We start from the raw sequence: 18,240 nt of genomic DNA on the forward strand, positions 1-18,240 counted from the left end.
TCTGCCGCTTCGGAAAATCCATCGCTATTACTTGAGGCTACATAACGCGCCATGTTTCGGACCCTGCCATGAACGAACAGCCCCTCATCGCCGCCCTGAGCCTGCAACGCGCGGGGGCCCCGCGGGTGGGCGGCGACCGGATCCGGCTGCTCGAAGCGATCGCCCGTCACGGCACCATCGCCGCCGCCGCCCGCGAGGTCGGCCTGTCCTACAAGACCGCCTGGGATGCGGTGGGCACGCTCAACAACCTGTTCGAACAGCCTCTGGTCGAGGCCGCGCCGGGGGGACGCACCGGCGGCAATGCCCGCGTGACCGAGGCGGGGCAGGCGCTGATTGCCGGCTTCGATCTGCTGGAAGGCGCGCTGACCAAGGCGCTGGGCGTGCTCGAAGGCGGCGTCAGCGCGCCGGAAAAAGCCCTCAACACGCTGTGGAGCCTGACGATGCGCACCTCGAACCGCAACACCCTGCGCTGCACCGTCACCCGCGTCACCCTTGGCGCGGTCAATGCCGAGGTGGAGCTGGCGCTGACCGATGGCCACCGCCTGACCGCCGTGATCACCGAACGTTCCGCCACCGACATGGGCCTTGCCCCGGGGGTCGAGGTCTTCGCGCTGATCAAGGCCAGTTTCGTGATGCTGGCCGCGGGGGGCGATCCGGGCCGGATCTCCGCCTGCAACCGGCTGACCGGCATCGTTGCCGCCCGCACCGACGGGCCGGTGAACACCGAGATCATCCTGGATCTGGGCAATTGCAAATCGATCACCGCCGTCATCACCCACACCAGCGCCGATGCGCTGGGGCTTGCCCCCGGCGTGCCTGCCACCGCGCTGTTCAAGGCCAGCCATGTCATCCTGGCGATGCCCTGACCTCTTTTTCTGACAGAAAGGATACCGACATGACCCGTTTCCCTCATCCTCTGCGCGCAGGTGCGACCGCGCTTGCCCTTGTGATGACCCTCGCCCTGCCCGCCGCCGCGGGCGAGGTGATCGCCGCCGTCGCCGCCAATTTCACCGAACCGGCGCAGGAGATCGCCACGCTCTTCACCGAAAAGACCGGCCATAGCGTCACCTATGCCTTTGGCCCCTCGGGGCAGTTCTACACCCAGATCACGCAAGGGGCGCCGTTCGAGGTCTTCCTTTCGGCCGATGCCGCGCGCCCGAAAAAGGCGATCGAGGAGGGTTACGCCGTCGCGGGCACCGATTTCACCTATGCGGTGGGCAAGCTGGTGCTGTGGTCGGCCGATCCGGCCCGGGTCGATGACAAGGGCGCGGTGCTGAAAACCGATCTCGAACATGTTGCGATCGCCGATCCGAAATCCGCCCCCTATGGCGCCGCGGCGATCGAGGCGATGCAGAAGCTTGGCGTCTACGAGACGCTGGAGCCGAAGCTGGTCACCGGCAAAAGCATCACCCAGGCTTACGAATTCGTCGCGACGGGCAATGCCCCGGTGGGCTTCGTCGCCTATTCGCAGGTGATCGGCAAGACTGTCGGCTCCAGCTGGATGGTGCCCGCCGACCTTTACCAGCCGATCCGGCAAGATGCCGTACTGCTGAAGACCGGTGCCGAGGATGCCGCGGCGAAAGCCTATCTCGACTTTCTGAAAACCCCGGAAGTCTTGGAAATCATCAGGAAATACGGTTACGTCACCGAATAAGCAGATGACGGAGGGGACCCTGTTCGACGCGGAGATGCTGACGACGCTCGTGCTGACGCTGAAACTGGCGACGGTGACGACGGTGCTGCTGCTGGTTCTGGGAACCCCCCTTGCCTGGTGGCTTTCGCGTGGCGGCGGTCTTTGCAAGGAGATCGTCGCCACGCTGGTCTCGCTGCCGATCGTGCTGCCGCCGACGGTGCTGGGCTTTTATCTGTTGATCGCGATGGGGCCGCATTCACCGCTGACCGATCTTCTGGGCTTCAAGCTTTCCTTCACCTTCGCGGGGCTGGTCGTCGGCTCGGTCTTCTATTCGCTGCCCTTCGTGGTGAATCCGATCCGCAACGCCTTTGCCGCAATGGGGCCGCGGCCGATGGAGGTGGCGGCCACCCTGCGCGCCTCTCCGCTGAACGCGTTCTTCACCGTCGCCCTGCCGCAGGCGACGCCCGGGCTGATCACCGGCGCCATCCTCGGCTTTGCCCATACGGTCGGCGAATTCGGCGTCGTGCTGATGATCGGCGGCGGCATTCCGGGGCAGACCAAGGTGCTCTCCGTCACCATCTTCGACTATGTCGAGACGCTGGAATGGGACAAGGCGCATGTGCTGGCGGGGGGCATGCTGGCGATGTCCTTCGTGGTGATCCTTGCCATGATGCTGATCGAGCGCCGCTTCGGCACCGGGGCGCGGCGATGATCTCGGCGCGGTTCACCGGGCGGCTGGGCGATTTCAGCCTCGATGCGGCCTTTGACGTGCCGGGGCAGGGGGTGACGGCGCTGTTCGGTCCCTCGGGCTGCGGCAAGACGACGGTGCTGCGCTGCATGGCCGGGCTGACGCGGCTGCCGGGCGGGCGGCTGACGGTGAATGGCGTGACCTGGCAAGAGGGGCGCCAGATCACCCCGCCGCATCGCCGCGCGGTCGGCTATGTGTTTCAGGAGGCGAGCCTTTTCACCCATCTGTCGGTGCGTGAAAACCTGATCTACGGGCTCAAGCGCGCCCGCGGCCCGCTGCGCATCACCGAAGCCGAGGTGACGCAGCTTCTGGGTATCGGGCCGCTTCTGAGCCGCCCCACCGCGGCGCTTTCGGGGGGCGAGCGGCAGCGCGTCGCCATCGGCCGGGCGCTCTTGTCGCAGCCGGAACTGCTTTTGATGGACGAGCCGCTTTCCGCGCTCGACCGGATTTCCCGTGACGAGATCCTGCCCTGGCTCGAACGGCTGCATGCGGCCTTGCAGATGCCGGTGATCCTGGTCAGCCATGATCTGTCCGAGGTCGAACGTCTGGCCGATACGCTGGTCTTGATGGAGGCGGGCCGGGTTCGGGCCGCAGGCCCCATCGCCGCGATGCAGGCCGATCCGAGCTTGCCGCTGATCCACCGCCCCGATCTGGCGGCGGTGATCGAGGGGGTGGTGGTGGCGCTCGACCCCGCCTATGGGCTGAGCACCCTGCAGGTGCCGGGCGGGCGGATCGTCGTGCCGGGCAATCTTGGCCCGATCGGCACGCGGCGGCGGCTGCGCGTGCCCGCGACCGATGTCAGCCTTGGCCGCCACGCGCCTTCGGATACGACGATTCTGAACGCCCTGCCTGCGCTGATCCTTGGCGCCGAGGCCGCCGAGAGCTATCAGGTCACCGTGCGACTGGCGCTGGGCGCATCGGGCGAGGGCGCGAGCCTTCTTGCCCGCGTCTCGCGCAAGTCCTTTGACTTGCTCGGGTTTCAGCCCGGGGAAAAGGTGGTGGCGCGGCTCAAGGCGATGGCGTTGAGCGGGCCTGCGCAAACCGGAGGGTAAGGGATGTTCCTGATCGACGACACTGCGCTGATGGCGCTCATTCGCGAAGATGTGCCTGCGGGCGATCTGACGACGCGCAGTCTGGGGCTGGCCGCCGAGGCGGGCGAGCTGACGATGCGGGCACGGGGGCCGATGACCGTCGCCTGTTCCGAGGAAGCGGTGCGGATATTGCAGCTTCTGGGCGCCGAGGCCTGGATCGCCACCGCCTCGGGGCGGCAGGTCGAGGGTGGCGAGATGCTGCTGTTCGCCCGCGGGCAGGTCGAGGCGCTGCTGGCGGGCTGGAAAGTGGCGCAAAACCTGATTGAATGGGGCTCGGGGCTGGCTTCTTGTGCGACCGAAATCGTCGCGGCGGCGCGGGCGGTGAACCCGGCGGTGACGGTGGCCTGCACCCGGAAATCAGTGCCGGGCACGCGGGCGCTGTCCTTGCGGGCGGTGACTGTGGGCGGTGCAACGGTGCACCGGACCGGGCTTTCGGATTCGGTTCTGCTTTTTGCCGAACATCGCGCTTTCGGGGGCGCGGATGCCTTGGCGGCGCAGATCGCCCGGCTGCGCGCGACGTGCCCCGAGCGCAAGGTGGTGGTGGAAGTGGCCGATGTCGCCGAGGCTCTGGCGGCCGCACAGGCCGGAGCCGAGGTGCTGCAGCTGGAAAAATTCCCGCCCGAACAGGTGGCGGAAGTCGTGGCCGGGCTGCCCGCCGACTGGCGTGGGCATATCGCGGCGGCGGGCGGCATCACGGCCACGAATGCCGCGGCCTATGCGGCGGCGGGGGCGCAGGTTCTGGTGACCTCGGCCCCCTTCACCGCGCCGCCGCGCGATGTCGCCGTCTGGATCGGCCCGGCCTGATCCTTATGCGGTAATGGCTTGTTTTGGGGTCATTCTTTCGCGGTAAAGCGCAAGGATGGCGGGTTCGATGTAATCCTGCGCCCAGGTGTCGCGGGCGGTGATGCCGGCCGCGGCGAGGCCTTCGCGCGGGCAGTCGCCGATCTTGGCCACCAGAACCGTGTCGATGCCGTCAAGCGCCGCGATCACCCGGTCAAGCCGGTCGTCCGCGCCGCCACCATCGACGCAATAGTTGTCGCAGCGGCGGTGGAAGGCGAAGCGCACCCCCGTGGCGTCGACCTCGAAGACCTGGAACTCGGTCGCATGGCCGAAATGCTGGTTGATCCGGCCGCCGCCCTGCGTCGTCACCGCGACCAGAAGTTTCGGCGAGCTGGCCGCTACCGCGGCCCCGGTCGCGTCCTGCGCCGCCTTTGCCGCGGCGCGGCGATCCTCGCGCTCGGCGGCGACCCAGTCGCGATAGGTTTCGCGCGCGGCGGGATCATAGACCGGCGCCTCGGGCACGAGGTCCAGGGTGAATTCCTGACCGCGATCCTCGCCGAGTAACCCCACCGCATCGGCGCGGCATTGACGGCAATGCTTCATCAGATTGGCGCCGCCCGCGCAGGCCTCCTGCACCGCCAGAAGCTCGGCCGCCGTCGGCCCGCGCTGCCCGGTCAGGCCGAAATGCGTGCCATGTTCGGGCGCCGAAATCAGCGGCATGATGTTGTGCAGGAACGCGCCGCGGCGTTTGACTTCCTTGTTCACCTCCAGCAGGTGTTCGTCATTGATCCCGGGGATCAGCACCGAATTCACCTTGACCAGAATCCCCCGCGCAACGAGCCCATCCAGCGCTTCCATCTGCCGGTCGTGCAGGATGCGGCTGGCCTCGACGCCGTAGATCCGTTTGCGATCGTGGAAGATCCAGGGGTAGATCTTTGCCCCCACCTCGGGGTCGATCATGTTGATGGTGATGGTGACGTGATCGACATTCATCTCGACCAGCTCATCCAGATGATCGGGCAGCGCGAGGCCATTCGAGGACAGACACAGCTTGATATCGGGGATCTGCGCCGTCACCAGCCGGAAAGTTTCTTTCGTCTTCCGCCAGTCATAGGCGCTGTCGCCCGGCCCGGCGATGCCCAGAACCGAGAGCTGCGGCACCTCATTGGCCACCGCAATCACCTTGCGCGCGGCCTCCTCGGGCGTCAGGCGCTCCGACACCACCCCGGGGCGGCTTTCGTTCGAACAATCGTATTTGCGGTTGCAGTAATTGCACTGGATGTTGCAGGCGGGCGCCACCGAGACATGCATGCGGGCGAAATAATGATGCGCCTCTTCGGAATAGCAGGGGTGATCCTTGACCCTGGCCCAGGTCGCCGGGTCCATGTCTTCGGGTTTTTCCTTGCTGCCACAGCCGGTTGCCGATCCGGTCGCGGAACAGCCGCCCGCGGCCAGCGCGGCGGAAAGGCTCTGTTTCGAGCCGATCGCCAGGGTGCCAAGGGTCACGACAGTCTCCGACATGCTGCTCTCCATGCTCTGCCCGTGTGGGGGTCATCGGGGATGCAGCAAGACCCGTGCCAACTGCCGGGCGGCGGGATTGGCCAAAACCTGCGCTTTTGTCGGGAATGCGACAGCGGCGGCAAACGACAGCGGGGCAACAAAGACCCCGGCCAGAGCCGGGGCCTGTCCTCGGCGCTGCCGCCCTCAGATCCTGCGCAGCTCGATCTCGAATTTCTGCAGCGCATAGGCGATCTGCCGCGGCGTCATCCCCAGAAGCCGCGCCGCCTTGGCCTGCACCCAGCCTGCGCTTTCCAAGGCCCGCAGCAGCTCCTCGCGGCTCAGCTGCGCGGTCTTGATGCGCAGCGGCGCCTCCTCGCGCGGCGGCGCCTCTGGCGCGGGCGCAGGCGCGGGGTCGGGCGCAGGCTCGGGTGGCGGCGACGCGCTGACCCGGACCGTCGGCGTGATCACCCGCCCGACCGCCAGCCCGCCGATCGGCGAGGCCCCGTCCTGCAGCCGGAACAGCTCGGCGGACAGGCAGGCGCCTTGCCGACAGGCCAGCTCCTCGGCCAGCACGATCACGCCATCCGAGAGCGCCGCGGCCCGGTTCACGCAGTTTTCCAGCTCGCGCACATTGCCCGGAAACTGGCAGCGGCAGATCTGCTCAAAAGCCTCGGCGGCGAATTTGACATTGGTGCCGTTCTGCTTGTTGAAGCGATCCAGGAACAGCTGCGCCAAGGGCTTGATATCGCTTTTGCGGTTGCGCAGCGGCGGCAGGACGATCGGCACGACGCAGATGCGGAAGTAAAGATCGGCGCGGAATTGCCCCCGCGCGACGGCATCCTCCAGATCGCGGTTCGTCGCCGCGACGATGCGGGTATCGACCTTGATCGTCTTCGCGCCGCCCACCCGTTCGAACTCGCCCTCCTGCAGCACGCGCAGCAGCTTCGACTGAAAGGCCGGGCTGATCTCGCCGATCTCGTCCAGAAACAGCGTGCCGCCATCGGCCAGTTCGAACCGGCCCTTTTTCAGCGCATTGGCGCCGGTGAAGGCGCCTTTCTCATGGCCGAAAAGTTCCGATTCCAGAAGGGTTTCCGAGAGCGCCGCGCAGTTGACGCGGATGAACGGGCCTTTCGCGCGGGGCGACTGGGCATGCACCGCGCGGGCGAACAATTCCTTGCCGGTGCCGCTTTCGCCGCGCAGCAAAACCGGCATCCGGGTGGAGGCGACGCGCCTGATCTGCGCCACCACCTCGGCGATGGCGGGGCTCGATCCGACGATGCCATCCAGGCTGACCGGCGCCGCCGGGCCGCGGTGCTCGGTCACCGTTTGCAGCATGCGGCGGGTGTCTTCCAGCGCGCGTTCGCGGTCGCGCGCGATGCGGCGGCGAAAGCGCAGCGCCTGTTCCAGAAGCGAGGCGACCATGGTCAGCACCCGGACATCGGCATCGGAAAATCCCGACCGGTTGTGGTCATGGCTGCGATAGGCGGCAAGGACGCCCAGCACGAAATGGCTGCGTTCGGGGTCGCGCAGCGGCACGGCGATCAGGGTCTGGCCCGCGTCGCGCAGCCGCTTCGGCACCGCGTCTTCGCCGAATTCGGCGGCCAGATCAAAGGAGACGAAGGGCACGCCGGAGCGAAAGACGATCCGCGCCACGGCATCGGGGATCACCTCCGCGGCGGGGGCATCGGGGCTGCGCCGAAACGCCGTCGCGGCGATGACGTAAGGATTGACGCCCACGCCTTCGCCCGGCTCGGCGAGCAGGGCGAGCACGCCATGGCGCAGATCGAGGAAAGACGACAGCACGTTGAAGATCTGCGGCACCTCCGCCACCGGATCCGGCGCCGCCGCAAAGGTCTTGGCAATCTCGTAAAGCGCATCCAGCGCCAAACGGTCGGCCGTGGCCCGTGCCGAACGCGGTCTTGCCTGCGGTTTGGGGACAAGTCGTTCCCGGATGTCGATCATCACTGTTCTCCCTCGCTGGCCGGGCGCCGGGGCGGATCACACGAAAGCCACCCCCTCCCGCGGGGTGTCGCAGTCTGCGCTGCGGGATCGTCTGGCGCGCAATCGGGTGCCGTGGCGGACATGTCGAGACTTGGGCAAGCTTGCGCCCGGATGCACGGCGCAAACAGGCCAAAGTGCCAATATGTCGCAACTTGGGGGTGATTGATGGACTGTTAAGATCAACTTTGGGGCAACAATAGCCGGAGCGCCGAAAAAAATGGCGCTTCCGGTCTGGCAAGGGTCGGTTTTCGCAGACTCAGCGCGCGGCTGCGGCGCGGCGGCGCTCGTAAGACGAGGCAAGGCCCAGCGTCGAGCGGTATTTCGCCACCGTCCGCCGCGCGATCCGCAGCCCGGCGTGTTCGGCCAGCGTCACGATCGCATCATCCGAAAGCGGGTTTCGCGGATCTTCGCCGCCCACCATGCGCTGCACGAAATCAAGCGCAGAGTCGCGCGAGACCGCCTCGCCGCCGCCTTGGGTCGAGACCGCGCGGGAAAAGAATGCCCGCAGCGGCAGCGCCCGGGTCTGGGTCTGGATCATCCGCCCCGAGACCGCGCGCGAGATCGTCGAGGCATGCAGGCCCAGTTCCGAGGCCACATCGTCGAGGGTCAGCGGCACCAGATGCGCCGGCCCCTTGTCAAGGAAGGCCGATTGCCGCGCCACCAGCACGGCCGCCGTGCGCAGCAGCGTATCGCCGCGCCGTTCCAGCGCCTGCGCCAGCGCCCGCGCCTCGGCCAGGGCCTTGCGCCGTTCCGCGCGCGCGGTCGCATCGGCGCTGCCATCGGCCAGACGATCCTCGCGCACGGTGATCGTGGGCGAGGTGGCGCGGTTGAGTTCCACCGTCCAGCCCTCGGGTCCGCGCAAGGCGATCAGATCGGGCGGAAAGACCGGCACCGGCTGATGGTCGAAGGCAAGCCCCGGCTTCGGGTTCAAGTGCCTGATCTGCTTGATGATATCCGGGATATCGGCAATGTCGCAATCGCACCGCTCCGCCAGATCGGCAAGCCGGTTCTCTGCGATCAGCGGAATGTTGCGGATCAGGGTTTCGACTTCCCAGGTCAGGATGTCGGCCTCGCGCGCCTGCAGGATCAGGCAATCCGACAGGTCGCGGGCGAAGAGGCCGGTGGGCTCGAAGCCTTGCAGCACGGAAAGCACCGCCTCGGCCCGGGAAAGCGACACGCCTGCCGCCAGCGCGATGCTGTCGAGGCTCTGGCCCAGCCAGCCGCTTGGTTCCAGCGCCTCGGCAAAGCGCAGCGCCAAAAGCCGGTCGGGGGTCTCGGTGAAGGCCATCTCGATCTGATCGACGACATGGGCCATCAGGCTGGGCTTGTGCGCGGCCACCGCGGCGACGGCGTCGAAATCCTCGCCGCCGCGGGCGATGAAAGCGGGCGGGGCGCGGTAGGTCAGGAACGGGTTCGACGTGGCCTGTTCGGTCAGATGTTCGGACAAATCCTGCGATGACATGCCCAGGATGGCGAGGGACTGGAGCATCTGCCCCGCCATCTGCATCGTCTGTCTTTGGGAAAGCGTCTGCGCGAGTTCCATGGGGACAACCTATCTCAAACTCGGGTCATTGCGTGGGGCGGCAGGGCGCCGCAGGGGTGAAAAAGGGTCGGTGCCGAAATTCGCATCGCGCCACCTTGGGTTGTGCCGTGTTTTTGGGCGGGGCGGCGGGCGTTCATCTCAGGGCCGGATCTCGGGGACGACCCGGACCGGGCGGCCCAGGGTTTCGATCAGCTGATGCTGCACCGTGGACAGCGTGCGCGCCGACATCATGCAGCCCGCGCAGCTGCCCGAAAGCCGCACCTGAACGGTGGCGCCGGTGAGGCCGATCAGTTCGATGTCGCCGCCGTCGCGCTGAAACATCGGGCGCATCCCGGCGATCAGCCCGGCGACGACCGCGGCTTCTTCCCCGGGCAGGAACAGCGGCTGGGCCGGGGTTTTCGGGGCGGCGATCTCTCCGATCCTGACGAAATTCGCAAGGAAGGCGGCGGTGTCGGGCGCCTTGCCGCCCGCGGCCTGCCGGGCGGCCAGAGCCGCGGCGGCGGGCGGTGCCTGGGGCCGCGGCGGCGCGGTGTCCAGCGCCAGGCTTGCGTCGCAGAGATCCTTCATCGCATCCCCCTTTTTTGATCGGTTGAGGCTTCAGAAGGGGTCCAGCAAGAAGCGTGCCAACCGTATCGGGCGCCACAAGCAAGCTTCAGGCCGACATTGGGGGATTTGCGACAGACATTGTTGTAAATGCGGAAAATCGGGCCGGGCGGCGGTGTCTTTGCCAGTCGCCGGGCCGAAAAAGCGAAAAAAGCCGGCAGTCGGAACTGCCGGCCCAGGTCGAGAGAAAGCGTGCTCAGCGGGTCAGATCGAAGCTGATGTCGGTCTTGCCCCAGTCACCGGCGCGGGCATCGGCCTTGACGAAGATCGCGTCGAGGATCTTCACCAGAACCGTCAGGCCGCCCTGATAGCCCCAGGTCGGGAAGCGGTGGTGGTGGTGACGGTCGAAGATCGGGAAGGTCAGACGGATCAGCGGAATGCCGGTGTCGCGTTCCAGATATTTGCCGTAGGAGGAGCCGATCAGGAAATCGGTCGGTTCGGTCATCAGGAAGCTGCGCATGTGCCACAGATCCTTGCCCGCCCAGACCTGACCCTGTTTGCCAAAGGGCGAGGCGGCCAGAACGTCCTTCATCTGCTCGGCCCATTTCTTCGAGCCGTTGGTGGCGAGGCAATGCACCGGCTCGCCGCCCATCTCCATGATGAACTTCGCCATGCCCAGAACGAAATCCGGGTCGCCGAAAATCGAGAAGGTCTTGCCGTGCAGATAGGCCTGGCTGTCGGCGATCGCATCGACCAGACGGCCACGTTCCAGCTTGATGCTGTCGGGGATCGCCTTGCCGGTCAGTTCGGACACTTTCATCAGGAAGCTGTCGGTGGCCGAAACCCCCATCGGATAGTTGAAGGTGGCGGTCTCCTGCCCGGTGCTGGCGACATATTCCAGCGTCTTCGGCGTGCAGTATTCCTGCATCGACAGCGTGGCTTTCGCGTTCAGCGCGGCTTTCGCGTCTTCCAGCTTGGTGCCGCCCGCATACATCCGGTAATGGCCGTCCGAGGGGGTGTCATAGACTTCCGACACATCGCTGAGGAAGGTGAAATCGACGCCCATCGTGTCGAGCAGGCGCTTGATTTCGCGGTTGTTCGCCACGGCATAGCCGTCGAAGCCCGGGATGATGTTCAGGCTGTCATTCGCCACGCGCTCGGCGTCGGTCCAGAACATCGACAGGATGCCTTTCTGGGTGTTGTCGTAGCCGTCCACATGGCTGCCGACAAAGGCCGGGGTATGGGCGAAGGGCACCGGGAAATCGGCCGGAACGCTTTCGGCCTCTTTCGCCTTCAGGATGAAGGAGTTGAGGTCGTCGCCGATGACTTCGGCCATGCAGGTGGTGGAGACGGCGATCATCTTCGGCTTGTAAAGCGCATAGGCGTTGGCCAGGCCCTCGACCATGTTGGTCAGGCCGCCGAACACTGCCGCATCCTCGGTCATCGACGACGACACCGCCGCCGAGGGTTCCTTGAAGTGGCGCGACAGATGCGAGCGGTAGTAAGCCACGCAGCCTTGCGAGCCATGCACGAAGGGCAGGGTGCCTTCATAGCCCTGCGCGGCAAAGACGGCGCCGACCGGCTGACAGGCTTTCGCCGGGTTGATGGTCAGGGCTTCGCGGGCGAGGTTCTTTTCGCGATACTCCCACGAAGCCGTCCAGTCGCCGATCTGGGCGAGGGTTTCGGCGGAATGGCCGCATTCGAAGGTCGCCTTCTTGTTGGCGAGCATCTCTTTGTATTCAGGCTCGAAGAACAGTTTCGAGTGGTCGAGCACCTTGTCAGCTGACTGGGGCATGGGTCAATTCCTTGTCAAAGGCCGTCCGCATTCCGGGACGCACCGACGGGGGGAAGGGGAGGTGGGGGCGGCAGCGCACCGCCCCCCTTGGGCTCACTCGGCGGCGATGGGGGCTTTGTCCCAGGGCGCGTCGAACAGGCCCCAGACCGGGTTGTTGATCGCCATGTCCATGTCGCGCGCGAAGATCGCGAAGCCATCGTAGCCGTGATAGGGGCCCGAATAGTCCCAGCTGTGCATCTGACGGAACGGAATGCCCATCTTCTGCACCGGATACTTCTCCTTGATGCCCGAGCCGACGAGGTCGGGGCGGATCTTCTCGATGAACTTCTCCAGCTCGTAGCCGGTCACGTCATCATAGATCAGCGTGCCTTCCTTGACGTAATGGCCGGTGCGTTTGTAGTCGTCGTTATGGGCGAATTCATAGCCCGTCCCGGCGATCACCATGCCCAGGTCGTCATAGGCGGTGACGACGTGGCGCGGACGCAGACCGCCGACGTAAAGCATCACCGACTTGCCTTCGAGCCGCGGCTTGTATTTCGCCAGAATGCCGTCGACCAGCGGCCGGTATTTGGCGATGACCTTTTCGACATTGGCCTGAATGGTCTCGTCGAACTTGGCGCCGATGGCGCGCAGGCTGGCTTCGATCTGGGTCGGGCCGAAGAAGTTGTATTCCATCCAGCCGATCGAATACTTTTCTTCCATGTAGCGGCAGATGTAATTCATCGACCGGTAGCAGTGGATCAGGTTCAGTTTCGCCTTCGGCGCCCGTTCCATTTCCGCCAGCGTCGCATCGCCCGACCAGCAGCCGATCACGTTCAGACCGATTTCCTCGAGCAGGATGCGCGAGGCCCAGGCGTCACCGCCGATGTTGTAGTCGCCGATGATGTTGACATCATAGGGGCCGGGCTCAAACGCCTTGGTGTTTTCGCTTTCCGGCTGCTCGAAGATCCAGTCGCGCACGGCGTCATTGGCGATGTGGTGACCCAGCGACTGCGACACGCCACGGAAACCTTCGCACCGCACCGGAACGATGGTCTTGTTGATTTCCTTGTTCTTCTTCTTCGAGACCGCCTCGATGTCGTCGCCGATCAGGCCGATCGGGCATTCCGACTGGATGGTGATGCCATTGGCGAGCGGAAACAGGGTGTTGATCTCGTCGATCGTCTTTTCCAGCTTCTTGTCGCCGCCGAAGACGATGTCCTTTTCCTGGAAATCGGTGGTGAACTGCATCGTCACGAAACTGTCCACGCCGGTCTTGCCGGTGTAGTAGTTGCGGCGCTGGCTCCAGGAATAATGGCCGCAGCCGACCGGGCCGTGGCTGATGTGGACCATGTCCTTGATCGGACCCCAGACCACGCCTTTCGACCCGGCATAGGCGCAACCACGAATGGTCATCACGCCCGGGACCGATTTGATGTTCGATTTGACCGTGTCGCATTTCGACGCGATGCCGGTGACCGGATCGGCGTCGTCCTGGGTCGCACCGGCCACCGAGAGGTGTTTGGCGCGTTTCTTCTGGGCCTTCGCCGGATAGGCTTCGAGAACTTCCGCAATCAGGTTCTCAAGCTCTTCCGGGCCGCCCGCGTGATCTTTGGCCATTCTTTTGGCTCCCTCACTTCAGGTTTCGAAAAGGTGGGCAGGCTGCCCACCTGAACTGTCAGGCCTCAGGCCTTCATCGCGGCTTCCATCTCGGCGATCTGCTTTTCGCGATCTTCTTCCGATTGCATGATGCCGAAATCCATCAGCATCTCTTCCAGCTCTTCCATGGTGATCGGGGTCGGGATCACGCCCTTGCCCGAGTTTTCGTGGATCTTGCGGGCCAGCTCGCGGTATTCCTGCGCCTGGCTGCTTTCCGGCGCATACTGGATCACGGTTTCGCGGCGCAGCTCGGCATGTTGCACGATGTTGTTGCGCGGCACGAAATGGATCATCTTGCAGCCCAGCTTGGCGGCCAGCGCCTCGGCCAGTTCCAGCTCGCGGTCGGTCTTGCGTTCGTTGCAGATCAGCCCGCCCAGACGCACCCCGCCCGAGTTCGCATATTTCAGGATGCCCTTGGCGATGTTGTTGGCGGCGTAAAGCGCCATCATCTCGCCCGACATGACGATGTAGATTTCCTGCGCCTTGTTTTCGCGGATCGGCATGGCGAAGCCGCCGCAGACCACGTCGCCCAGAACGTCGTAGGACACATAGTCCACATCGTCATAGGCGCCGTTTTCCTCAAGGAAGTTGATCGCGGTGATGACGCCGCGGCCGGCGCAGCCCACCCCCGGCTCCGGGCCGCCGGCTTCGGTGCATTTGATGCCCTTGTAGCCGATCTTCACCACGTCCTCGACTTCCAGATCCTCGACCGAGCCCGCTTCGGCGGCCAGATGCAGCACGGTGTCCTGCAGCTTGGTGTTCAGGATCAGACGGGTGCTGTCCGCCTTGGGGTCGCAGCCGACGATGAGGATCTTCTGACCCATCTCGACCAGCGCGGCGAGGGTGTTCTGCGAGGTGGTGGATTTGCCGATACCACCTTTGCCGTAGAAGGCGATCTGACGAAGTTTGCCCATGTGTGGCTCCCTTGGGGGTTGGTGCTTCACGAATATCGAGACGGTTCCTGACCGGGCTCACAGCTTCTCCAGCAGCCATCGTGCCAACCGGGATTTTTCGAAATAATCATTCAAAAACATGAGCGTGCAGGTTTTGTCCGAAATGGGACAGGGCTTACAAATTGTAGGGCCTGCGGGATCTGGCGGGGTTTTGTCGGTATCGCCGGGCGGCCGCCCGTGGGTCGGCGATGAAAAACCCCGCCAGTGCGGCGGGGGTTTCCGGTCTTTTGCGGCGGTTTCAGACCGAGCCGCCGGGGGTGCCGGTGAAATGCACCATCACGTCCTCGTCGCGCGGGATGAACTGGCAGGCCAGCCGGAAGCGCGGCGGCAGGTCGCTGACTTCGGCCGCCTCGATCTCCTCGGCGGTGATCATCTGCAGCTCTTTCAGCCGGGCCTTTTCCTTTTCGGTCAGCATCATCGCCATCGCGGGCTTGTTCTGAAGATGGGTGACCTCGATCAGGCACGAGGCGCAATCGCCGTCGCCGCATTCGAACGGGATCGGGATCGCATGCTCCTTGGCCAGCGCCAGGATCGTCGCGGTATTGCCTGCCACCGCGTAGATGGTCTTGTCTTTCTTCATGATGGGGGAGGTGAAGGTGATGTTCGGCATCGCAGTCCTCTTTTCTGTCGTTGCGGGAAAGATCCCGAAAGCCGCGCAGCAAGGGCCATGCCAGCGCCCCGAAACGGGCTTGCCGGGGGGCGGGGCCGGGCTTAGCCTTGGCCCGGTTCCCCCTTGCGCCAAAGCCCGATGCCCCCGCCCGCCCCCTCCTCCGACTGGATTTCCCGCCTGGAAGGCGGTCTGCGCCGCCGCTACGCCGCGGGCGAGACGATCGCGCGCCCCGATGCCCCCTCGGACCGGCTGATCCTGGTGGAAAGCGGTGCGGTGCGGCTCAGCCTGACCGGCGCCGGGCGCGAGGTGACGCTGGCGCAGCTGCGCCCGGGCGGGCTTTTCGTCACCCATACGCGGGTCTGGGTCACCGCGGCCGAGGCGGCGCAGGTGCGCAGCTGGCCGGTGGCCGAGATGCTCGATCTGGTGTCGCGGCATCCGGAGCTGGGGGTGGCGGCCTTTCGCGAGGTCGGGCAGATCCTGCGCGGGGCGCTTGACCTGATCGAGGATCTGGCCTTCCGCCCGGTCGAGGCGCGGCTGGCGCGGTATCTTCTGTCCGAGCGCGCGGCGCAGGGGGGCGAGACGATCCGGCTGATCGGCCCGACCGAGGCGCTGGCCACCGCGCTGGGCACGACGCGGCAGACGCTCTCGACGCTGCTCAACCGGCTGATCCGCGCGGGCGTGCTGTCGCGACCGGGGCGGCATCAGCTGTGCCTGCACGATCCGGGCCATCTGGCGCGTCTGGCCGAAGTGTCATCCGGCTGACAGAAATTGCCCCGCCCGGCGCTTATGAAACGAGCAAGCCAGCACGGGAGAGCCGCGATGAACGACCAGACCCCCGACCGTTACGTGACCTTCATGGGCCTTGCCTGCGACACCAATGCCGACCGCCTGTGCGCGATGCTGGCGGCGCGGATGGCGGGCAATGACTCGCGCTGGGTGGCCTATTTCGAGACCAAACTAGCCGAAAACGCGCGCATGGGCCATGACCGGCTGCGTTTCATCGGCGCGCAGGTCAATGCGCTGATGGCCTTCTTCGAAGAGGAAGACGACGCCGAGGCGCTGGCGCTGCTCTGGCACATCGAGCACCACTGCCTCTGACCGGACCGGGGATTTTTCCCCGGCGTGAGGGTCCGCGGCGGCCTCAGCGGGCCAGCCCGGCGTAAAGCCGGGGCAGACGCTCGGGCAGGCGCTCGACGCGGTCCAGAATCTGGTAGCCGCGCGGCCCGAAGATCTGCGCCACATAGCCATCCGCCTCGGGGTCAAGGCTGAGGCAGAAGGGCTGCACGCCCTGCCGCGCCACCTCGGCCACCGCGGCGCGGGCGTCATGGCGCAGATGCGCGGGGGCGCGCTCGTCGATATCGGCCGGCGCCCCGTCGGTCAGCACCAGAAGCAGCTTGCGCGCCGCGCGTTGCTGGCCCAGATGCCAGCCCGCATGCCGGATCGCCGCCCCCATCCGGGTCGAGAGCTGCCCCTCCATCCCCGCCAGCCGGGCCTTGGGGGTCGGCCCCCACTCCTCGGTAAAATCCTTGAACCGCTGATAAAACACATTGTGCCGCCCGTCCGAGCAAAAGCCATGCAGCGCGAAAGGATCGCCGACGCGGTGCACCGCCTCGGCCATCAGCACGGTGGCGGCGCGGGTGACATCCAAAAGCCGCGTGCCCTCCGTCCCCGCCGGATCATTGGTCGAGGCGGAAAGGTCGAGCAACAGCAGCACCGCCACATCGCGCTGGTTGCGGCGCTGGCGCATCATCACCCGCGGGTCCGGCTGATGGCCCAGCCGCCGGTCGACCGCCGCGTCGATCGCGGCGTTCAGATCCAGCTCGTCACCGTCTTCCAGCCGCCGCAGCCGCTGCACGCCCTGCGGCTGCAACGCCTCCAGCACCCGGCGCATCCGCGCCAGAACCGGGCGGTGCTCCTGCAAGATCGCCTCGGTCAGGGCCGGATCGCCGGGGCGGGGGCGCTTGTCATGCACCGTCACCCAGTCGGGCCGGTCAAGCCCGGTGCGATGGTCGAATTCCGGGTAGCGGCGCGGCGGCGCCACGGGCGGGCGGCCCTCCCGCGCGTTGAAACTGCTGCCGTCATCGTCGAAAAGCTCGGTGGCGCAGACAAGGATTTCCTGCGCGTCGTCCCCCGCGGTTTCGACCTCGACCTCGTTCACCAGCTCGGAGACCGAAACATACCGGCGGATCTGCGCGGGCGGCGCGGCGGCCTCGGACCAGTCGCTCTCGTCCCCCTCCCAAAGCGCGCGGTTGTCGTCGCGATAGGGCAGGGCGGGCGCGGGCAGGCGCGGATCGAGCCGTTCGGCCAGCGCAAGACCGATGCGCAGCGCCGCGGTCTCGTCGGCAAGAGCGGCCCCGGCCAGCGCCTTGCGGGCCCATTGCGCGTCGGCGTCGGTTTCCGGCGCCTCTGGCAAAAGCAGGGCACGGGCGATCCGGTCCAGCGGCCCGGTGCCGGTGTGAAACCGCGCCCAAAGCGCCCCCAGCCCGGGAAAGCGGGCGATCGCCAGCGCCTCGGCCCGTGCATCCTCGATCAGCCCGATGCAGGCGCGCTGATGCAGGCTCAGCCCCTCCATCGGCAAAGGGCCGCGCCGCGCCGCCAGATGGGCGGCGGCATGGGCGGCGGCGGCGCGATACAGATCAAGTCCCGTCGCGCCGTTCCCGTCGTCCCAAGCGTCGGGCAGATGGATCACCCCGGCTTCCAGATAGGGCCGCAGCCCCTCGCGCGTTTCGAAATCGCCCGAGGTCGGGCGCATCGGAAAGTCCCGCCCCCACAGCGCGCGCAGATAGGCGCCGATGCGGCGGTGGATATCGACAAAGAGCACGCCCTTGCGCTCGCGCTGCAGCACCGCCTGCGCCTCGGCGCTTTCCAGCGCGAAATAGCGCGCCTGCTCGGGGTAGTTCGTGCGGTGCATCTCGGCGCCCCACAGCGCCCAGCGGCGCAGGCCGCCCAGCGTCAGCACGCCCAGAAGCGTGTCAAGCTGATCGAGCATCGGCCGCAGACCCCGCGGCGCCTGTGCCAGCAGCAGGTCGAGAAAGCCCAGATAGGCGCGGAACAGATCGGCATCGCCCAGCCGCCGCGCCGCCAGAGGCGCGCTGGCCAGCATCCGCGCGATCACCGCCCCCGAGGTGCGCGCGGCCATCGCCAGACAGGCGCGCAGCAGATCGGGCAGCACATCCTCGCCCAGATCGCGCGCAACGGGCAGGGCGGCCTCGACCCAGGCCTGCACCGCCTCGACGCCCTTGCCGCTGCGTGCCAGCGCCGCCGCCCCCTCGTGCCAGACCGCCCGGCCCTGCGCCGAAAGCTGCCGTGCCGCCTCGGGGGAGAGGCGCGTCAGGGCCACCTGCGCCGCATCGGGCAGGGTCTCGGGAGCGGGCGGGGCCTCGGGGGCAAGCAGGGCGGACATGG

The 18,240-nt window shown here is 66.4% G+C and carries 16 protein-coding genes; 7 read left to right on the forward strand and 9 right to left on the reverse strand.

Annotation, left to right across the window (positions count from 1 at the left end):
* Nucleotides 1–68: 68 nt before the first annotated feature.
* Genes mopA through modD form a run of 5 tightly spaced genes read left to right on the forward strand, consistent with a single transcriptional unit; the run spans nucleotide 69 to nucleotide 4,276 of the window.
* Nucleotides 69–866: a molybdenum-pterin-binding protein MopA gene (gene mopA / locus AC4PTB_RS03165; protein ID WP_492191650.1), complete on the forward strand. Its 798-nt coding sequence runs from the start codon at nucleotides 69–71 to the stop codon at nucleotides 864–866.
* Nucleotides 867–895: 29 nt separating this feature from the next.
* On the forward strand, nucleotides 896–1,654 hold the full coding sequence (modA, locus tag AC4PTB_RS03170) for a molybdate ABC transporter substrate-binding protein (RefSeq protein ID WP_492191651.1): 759 nt from the start codon (nucleotides 896–898) through the stop codon (nucleotides 1,652–1,654).
* 4 nt (nucleotides 1,655–1,658) lie between these two features.
* The gene (gene modB / locus AC4PTB_RS03175) at nucleotides 1,659–2,345 is read left to right on the forward strand and encodes a molybdate ABC transporter permease subunit (protein ID WP_492191652.1); all 687 of its coding nucleotides are present in this window, start codon (nucleotides 1,659–1,661) and stop codon (nucleotides 2,343–2,345) included.
* On the forward strand, nucleotides 2,342–3,433 hold the full coding sequence (gene modC, locus AC4PTB_RS03180; RefSeq protein ID WP_492191653.1) for a molybdenum ABC transporter ATP-binding protein: 1,092 nt from the start codon (nucleotides 2,342–2,344) through the stop codon (nucleotides 3,431–3,433). Before modB ends, modC begins: the two co-directional genes overlap by 4 nt.
* Before the next feature lie 3 nt (nucleotides 3,434–3,436).
* Entirely contained in the window at nucleotides 3,437–4,276 is an 840-nt protein-coding gene (modD, locus tag AC4PTB_RS03185; protein WP_492191654.1) for a ModD protein, read from the forward strand.
* A gap of 3 nt (nucleotides 4,277–4,279) precedes the next feature.
* Here modD and nifB read toward each other — a convergent pair whose 3' ends face one another.
* The 8 genes from nifB to fdxD all read right to left on the reverse strand — a co-directional run bounded on the left by nifB (nucleotide 4,280) and on the right by fdxD (nucleotide 14,835).
* Nucleotides 4,280–5,773 (reverse strand): nitrogenase cofactor biosynthesis protein NifB, encoded by a 1,494-nt coding sequence (gene nifB / locus AC4PTB_RS03190; RefSeq protein ID WP_492191655.1) that lies wholly within the window; start codon nucleotides 5,771–5,773, stop codon nucleotides 4,280–4,282.
* Nucleotides 5,774–5,956: 183 nt separating this feature from the next.
* Nucleotides 5,957–7,714, reverse strand: coding sequence for a nif-specific transcriptional activator NifA (nifA, locus tag AC4PTB_RS03195; RefSeq protein ID WP_492191656.1), 1,758 nt, complete (start codon nucleotides 7,712–7,714; stop codon nucleotides 5,957–5,959).
* A 295-nt stretch (nucleotides 7,715–8,009) separates the two neighbouring features.
* On the reverse strand, nucleotides 8,010–9,296 hold the full coding sequence (rpoN, locus tag AC4PTB_RS03200) for an RNA polymerase factor sigma-54 (RefSeq protein ID WP_492191657.1): 1,287 nt from the start codon (nucleotides 9,294–9,296) through the stop codon (nucleotides 8,010–8,012).
* 138 nt (nucleotides 9,297–9,434) lie between these two features.
* Nucleotides 9,435–9,863 (reverse strand): NifU family protein, encoded by a 429-nt coding sequence (locus AC4PTB_RS03205; protein ID WP_492191658.1) that lies wholly within the window; start codon nucleotides 9,861–9,863, stop codon nucleotides 9,435–9,437.
* 232 nt (nucleotides 9,864–10,095) lie between these two features.
* Complete coding sequence (gene nifK, locus AC4PTB_RS03210) at nucleotides 10,096–11,634, reverse strand: nitrogenase molybdenum-iron protein subunit beta (protein WP_492191659.1); 1,539 nt, start codon at nucleotides 11,632–11,634, stop codon at nucleotides 10,096–10,098.
* 93 nt (nucleotides 11,635–11,727) lie between these two features.
* Complete coding sequence (gene nifD, locus AC4PTB_RS03215; protein WP_492191660.1) at nucleotides 11,728–13,233, reverse strand: nitrogenase molybdenum-iron protein alpha chain; 1,506 nt, start codon at nucleotides 13,231–13,233, stop codon at nucleotides 11,728–11,730.
* Between the two features lie 65 nt (nucleotides 13,234–13,298).
* Nucleotides 13,299–14,186 carry a nitrogenase iron protein gene (nifH, locus tag AC4PTB_RS03220; protein ID WP_492191661.1) on the reverse strand — a complete coding sequence of 296 codons (888 nt, stop codon included), beginning with the start codon at nucleotides 14,184–14,186 and terminating at the stop codon, nucleotides 13,299–13,301.
* A 277-nt stretch (nucleotides 14,187–14,463) separates the two neighbouring features.
* Nucleotides 14,464–14,835 carry a ferredoxin FdxD gene (gene fdxD / locus AC4PTB_RS03225; RefSeq protein ID WP_492191662.1) on the reverse strand — a complete coding sequence of 124 codons (372 nt, stop codon included), beginning with the start codon at nucleotides 14,833–14,835 and terminating at the stop codon, nucleotides 14,464–14,466.
* A 138-nt stretch (nucleotides 14,836–14,973) separates the two neighbouring features.
* Here fdxD and AC4PTB_RS03230 point away from each other — a divergent pair, with 138 nt between their 5' ends.
* Both AC4PTB_RS03230 and cowN read left to right on the forward strand, forming a co-directional pair.
* The gene (locus AC4PTB_RS03230; protein WP_492191663.1) at nucleotides 14,974–15,597 is read left to right on the forward strand and encodes a Crp/Fnr family transcriptional regulator; all 624 of its coding nucleotides are present in this window, start codon (nucleotides 14,974–14,976) and stop codon (nucleotides 15,595–15,597) included.
* Nucleotides 15,598–15,654: 57 nt separating this feature from the next.
* Nucleotides 15,655–15,933 (forward strand): N(2)-fixation sustaining protein CowN, encoded by a 279-nt coding sequence (gene cowN, locus AC4PTB_RS03235; RefSeq protein ID WP_492191664.1) that lies wholly within the window; start codon nucleotides 15,655–15,657, stop codon nucleotides 15,931–15,933.
* Between the two features lie 43 nt (nucleotides 15,934–15,976).
* Here cowN and AC4PTB_RS03240 read toward each other — a convergent pair whose 3' ends face one another.
* Entirely contained in the window at nucleotides 15,977–18,238 is a 2,262-nt protein-coding gene (locus AC4PTB_RS03240; RefSeq protein WP_492191665.1) for a nitric oxide reductase activation protein NorD, read from the reverse strand.
* Between the last annotated feature and the right edge of the window lie 2 nt (nucleotides 18,239–18,240).

The sequence above is a fragment of the Rhodobacter sp. 4.3.4 genome, from assembly GCF_058724655.1.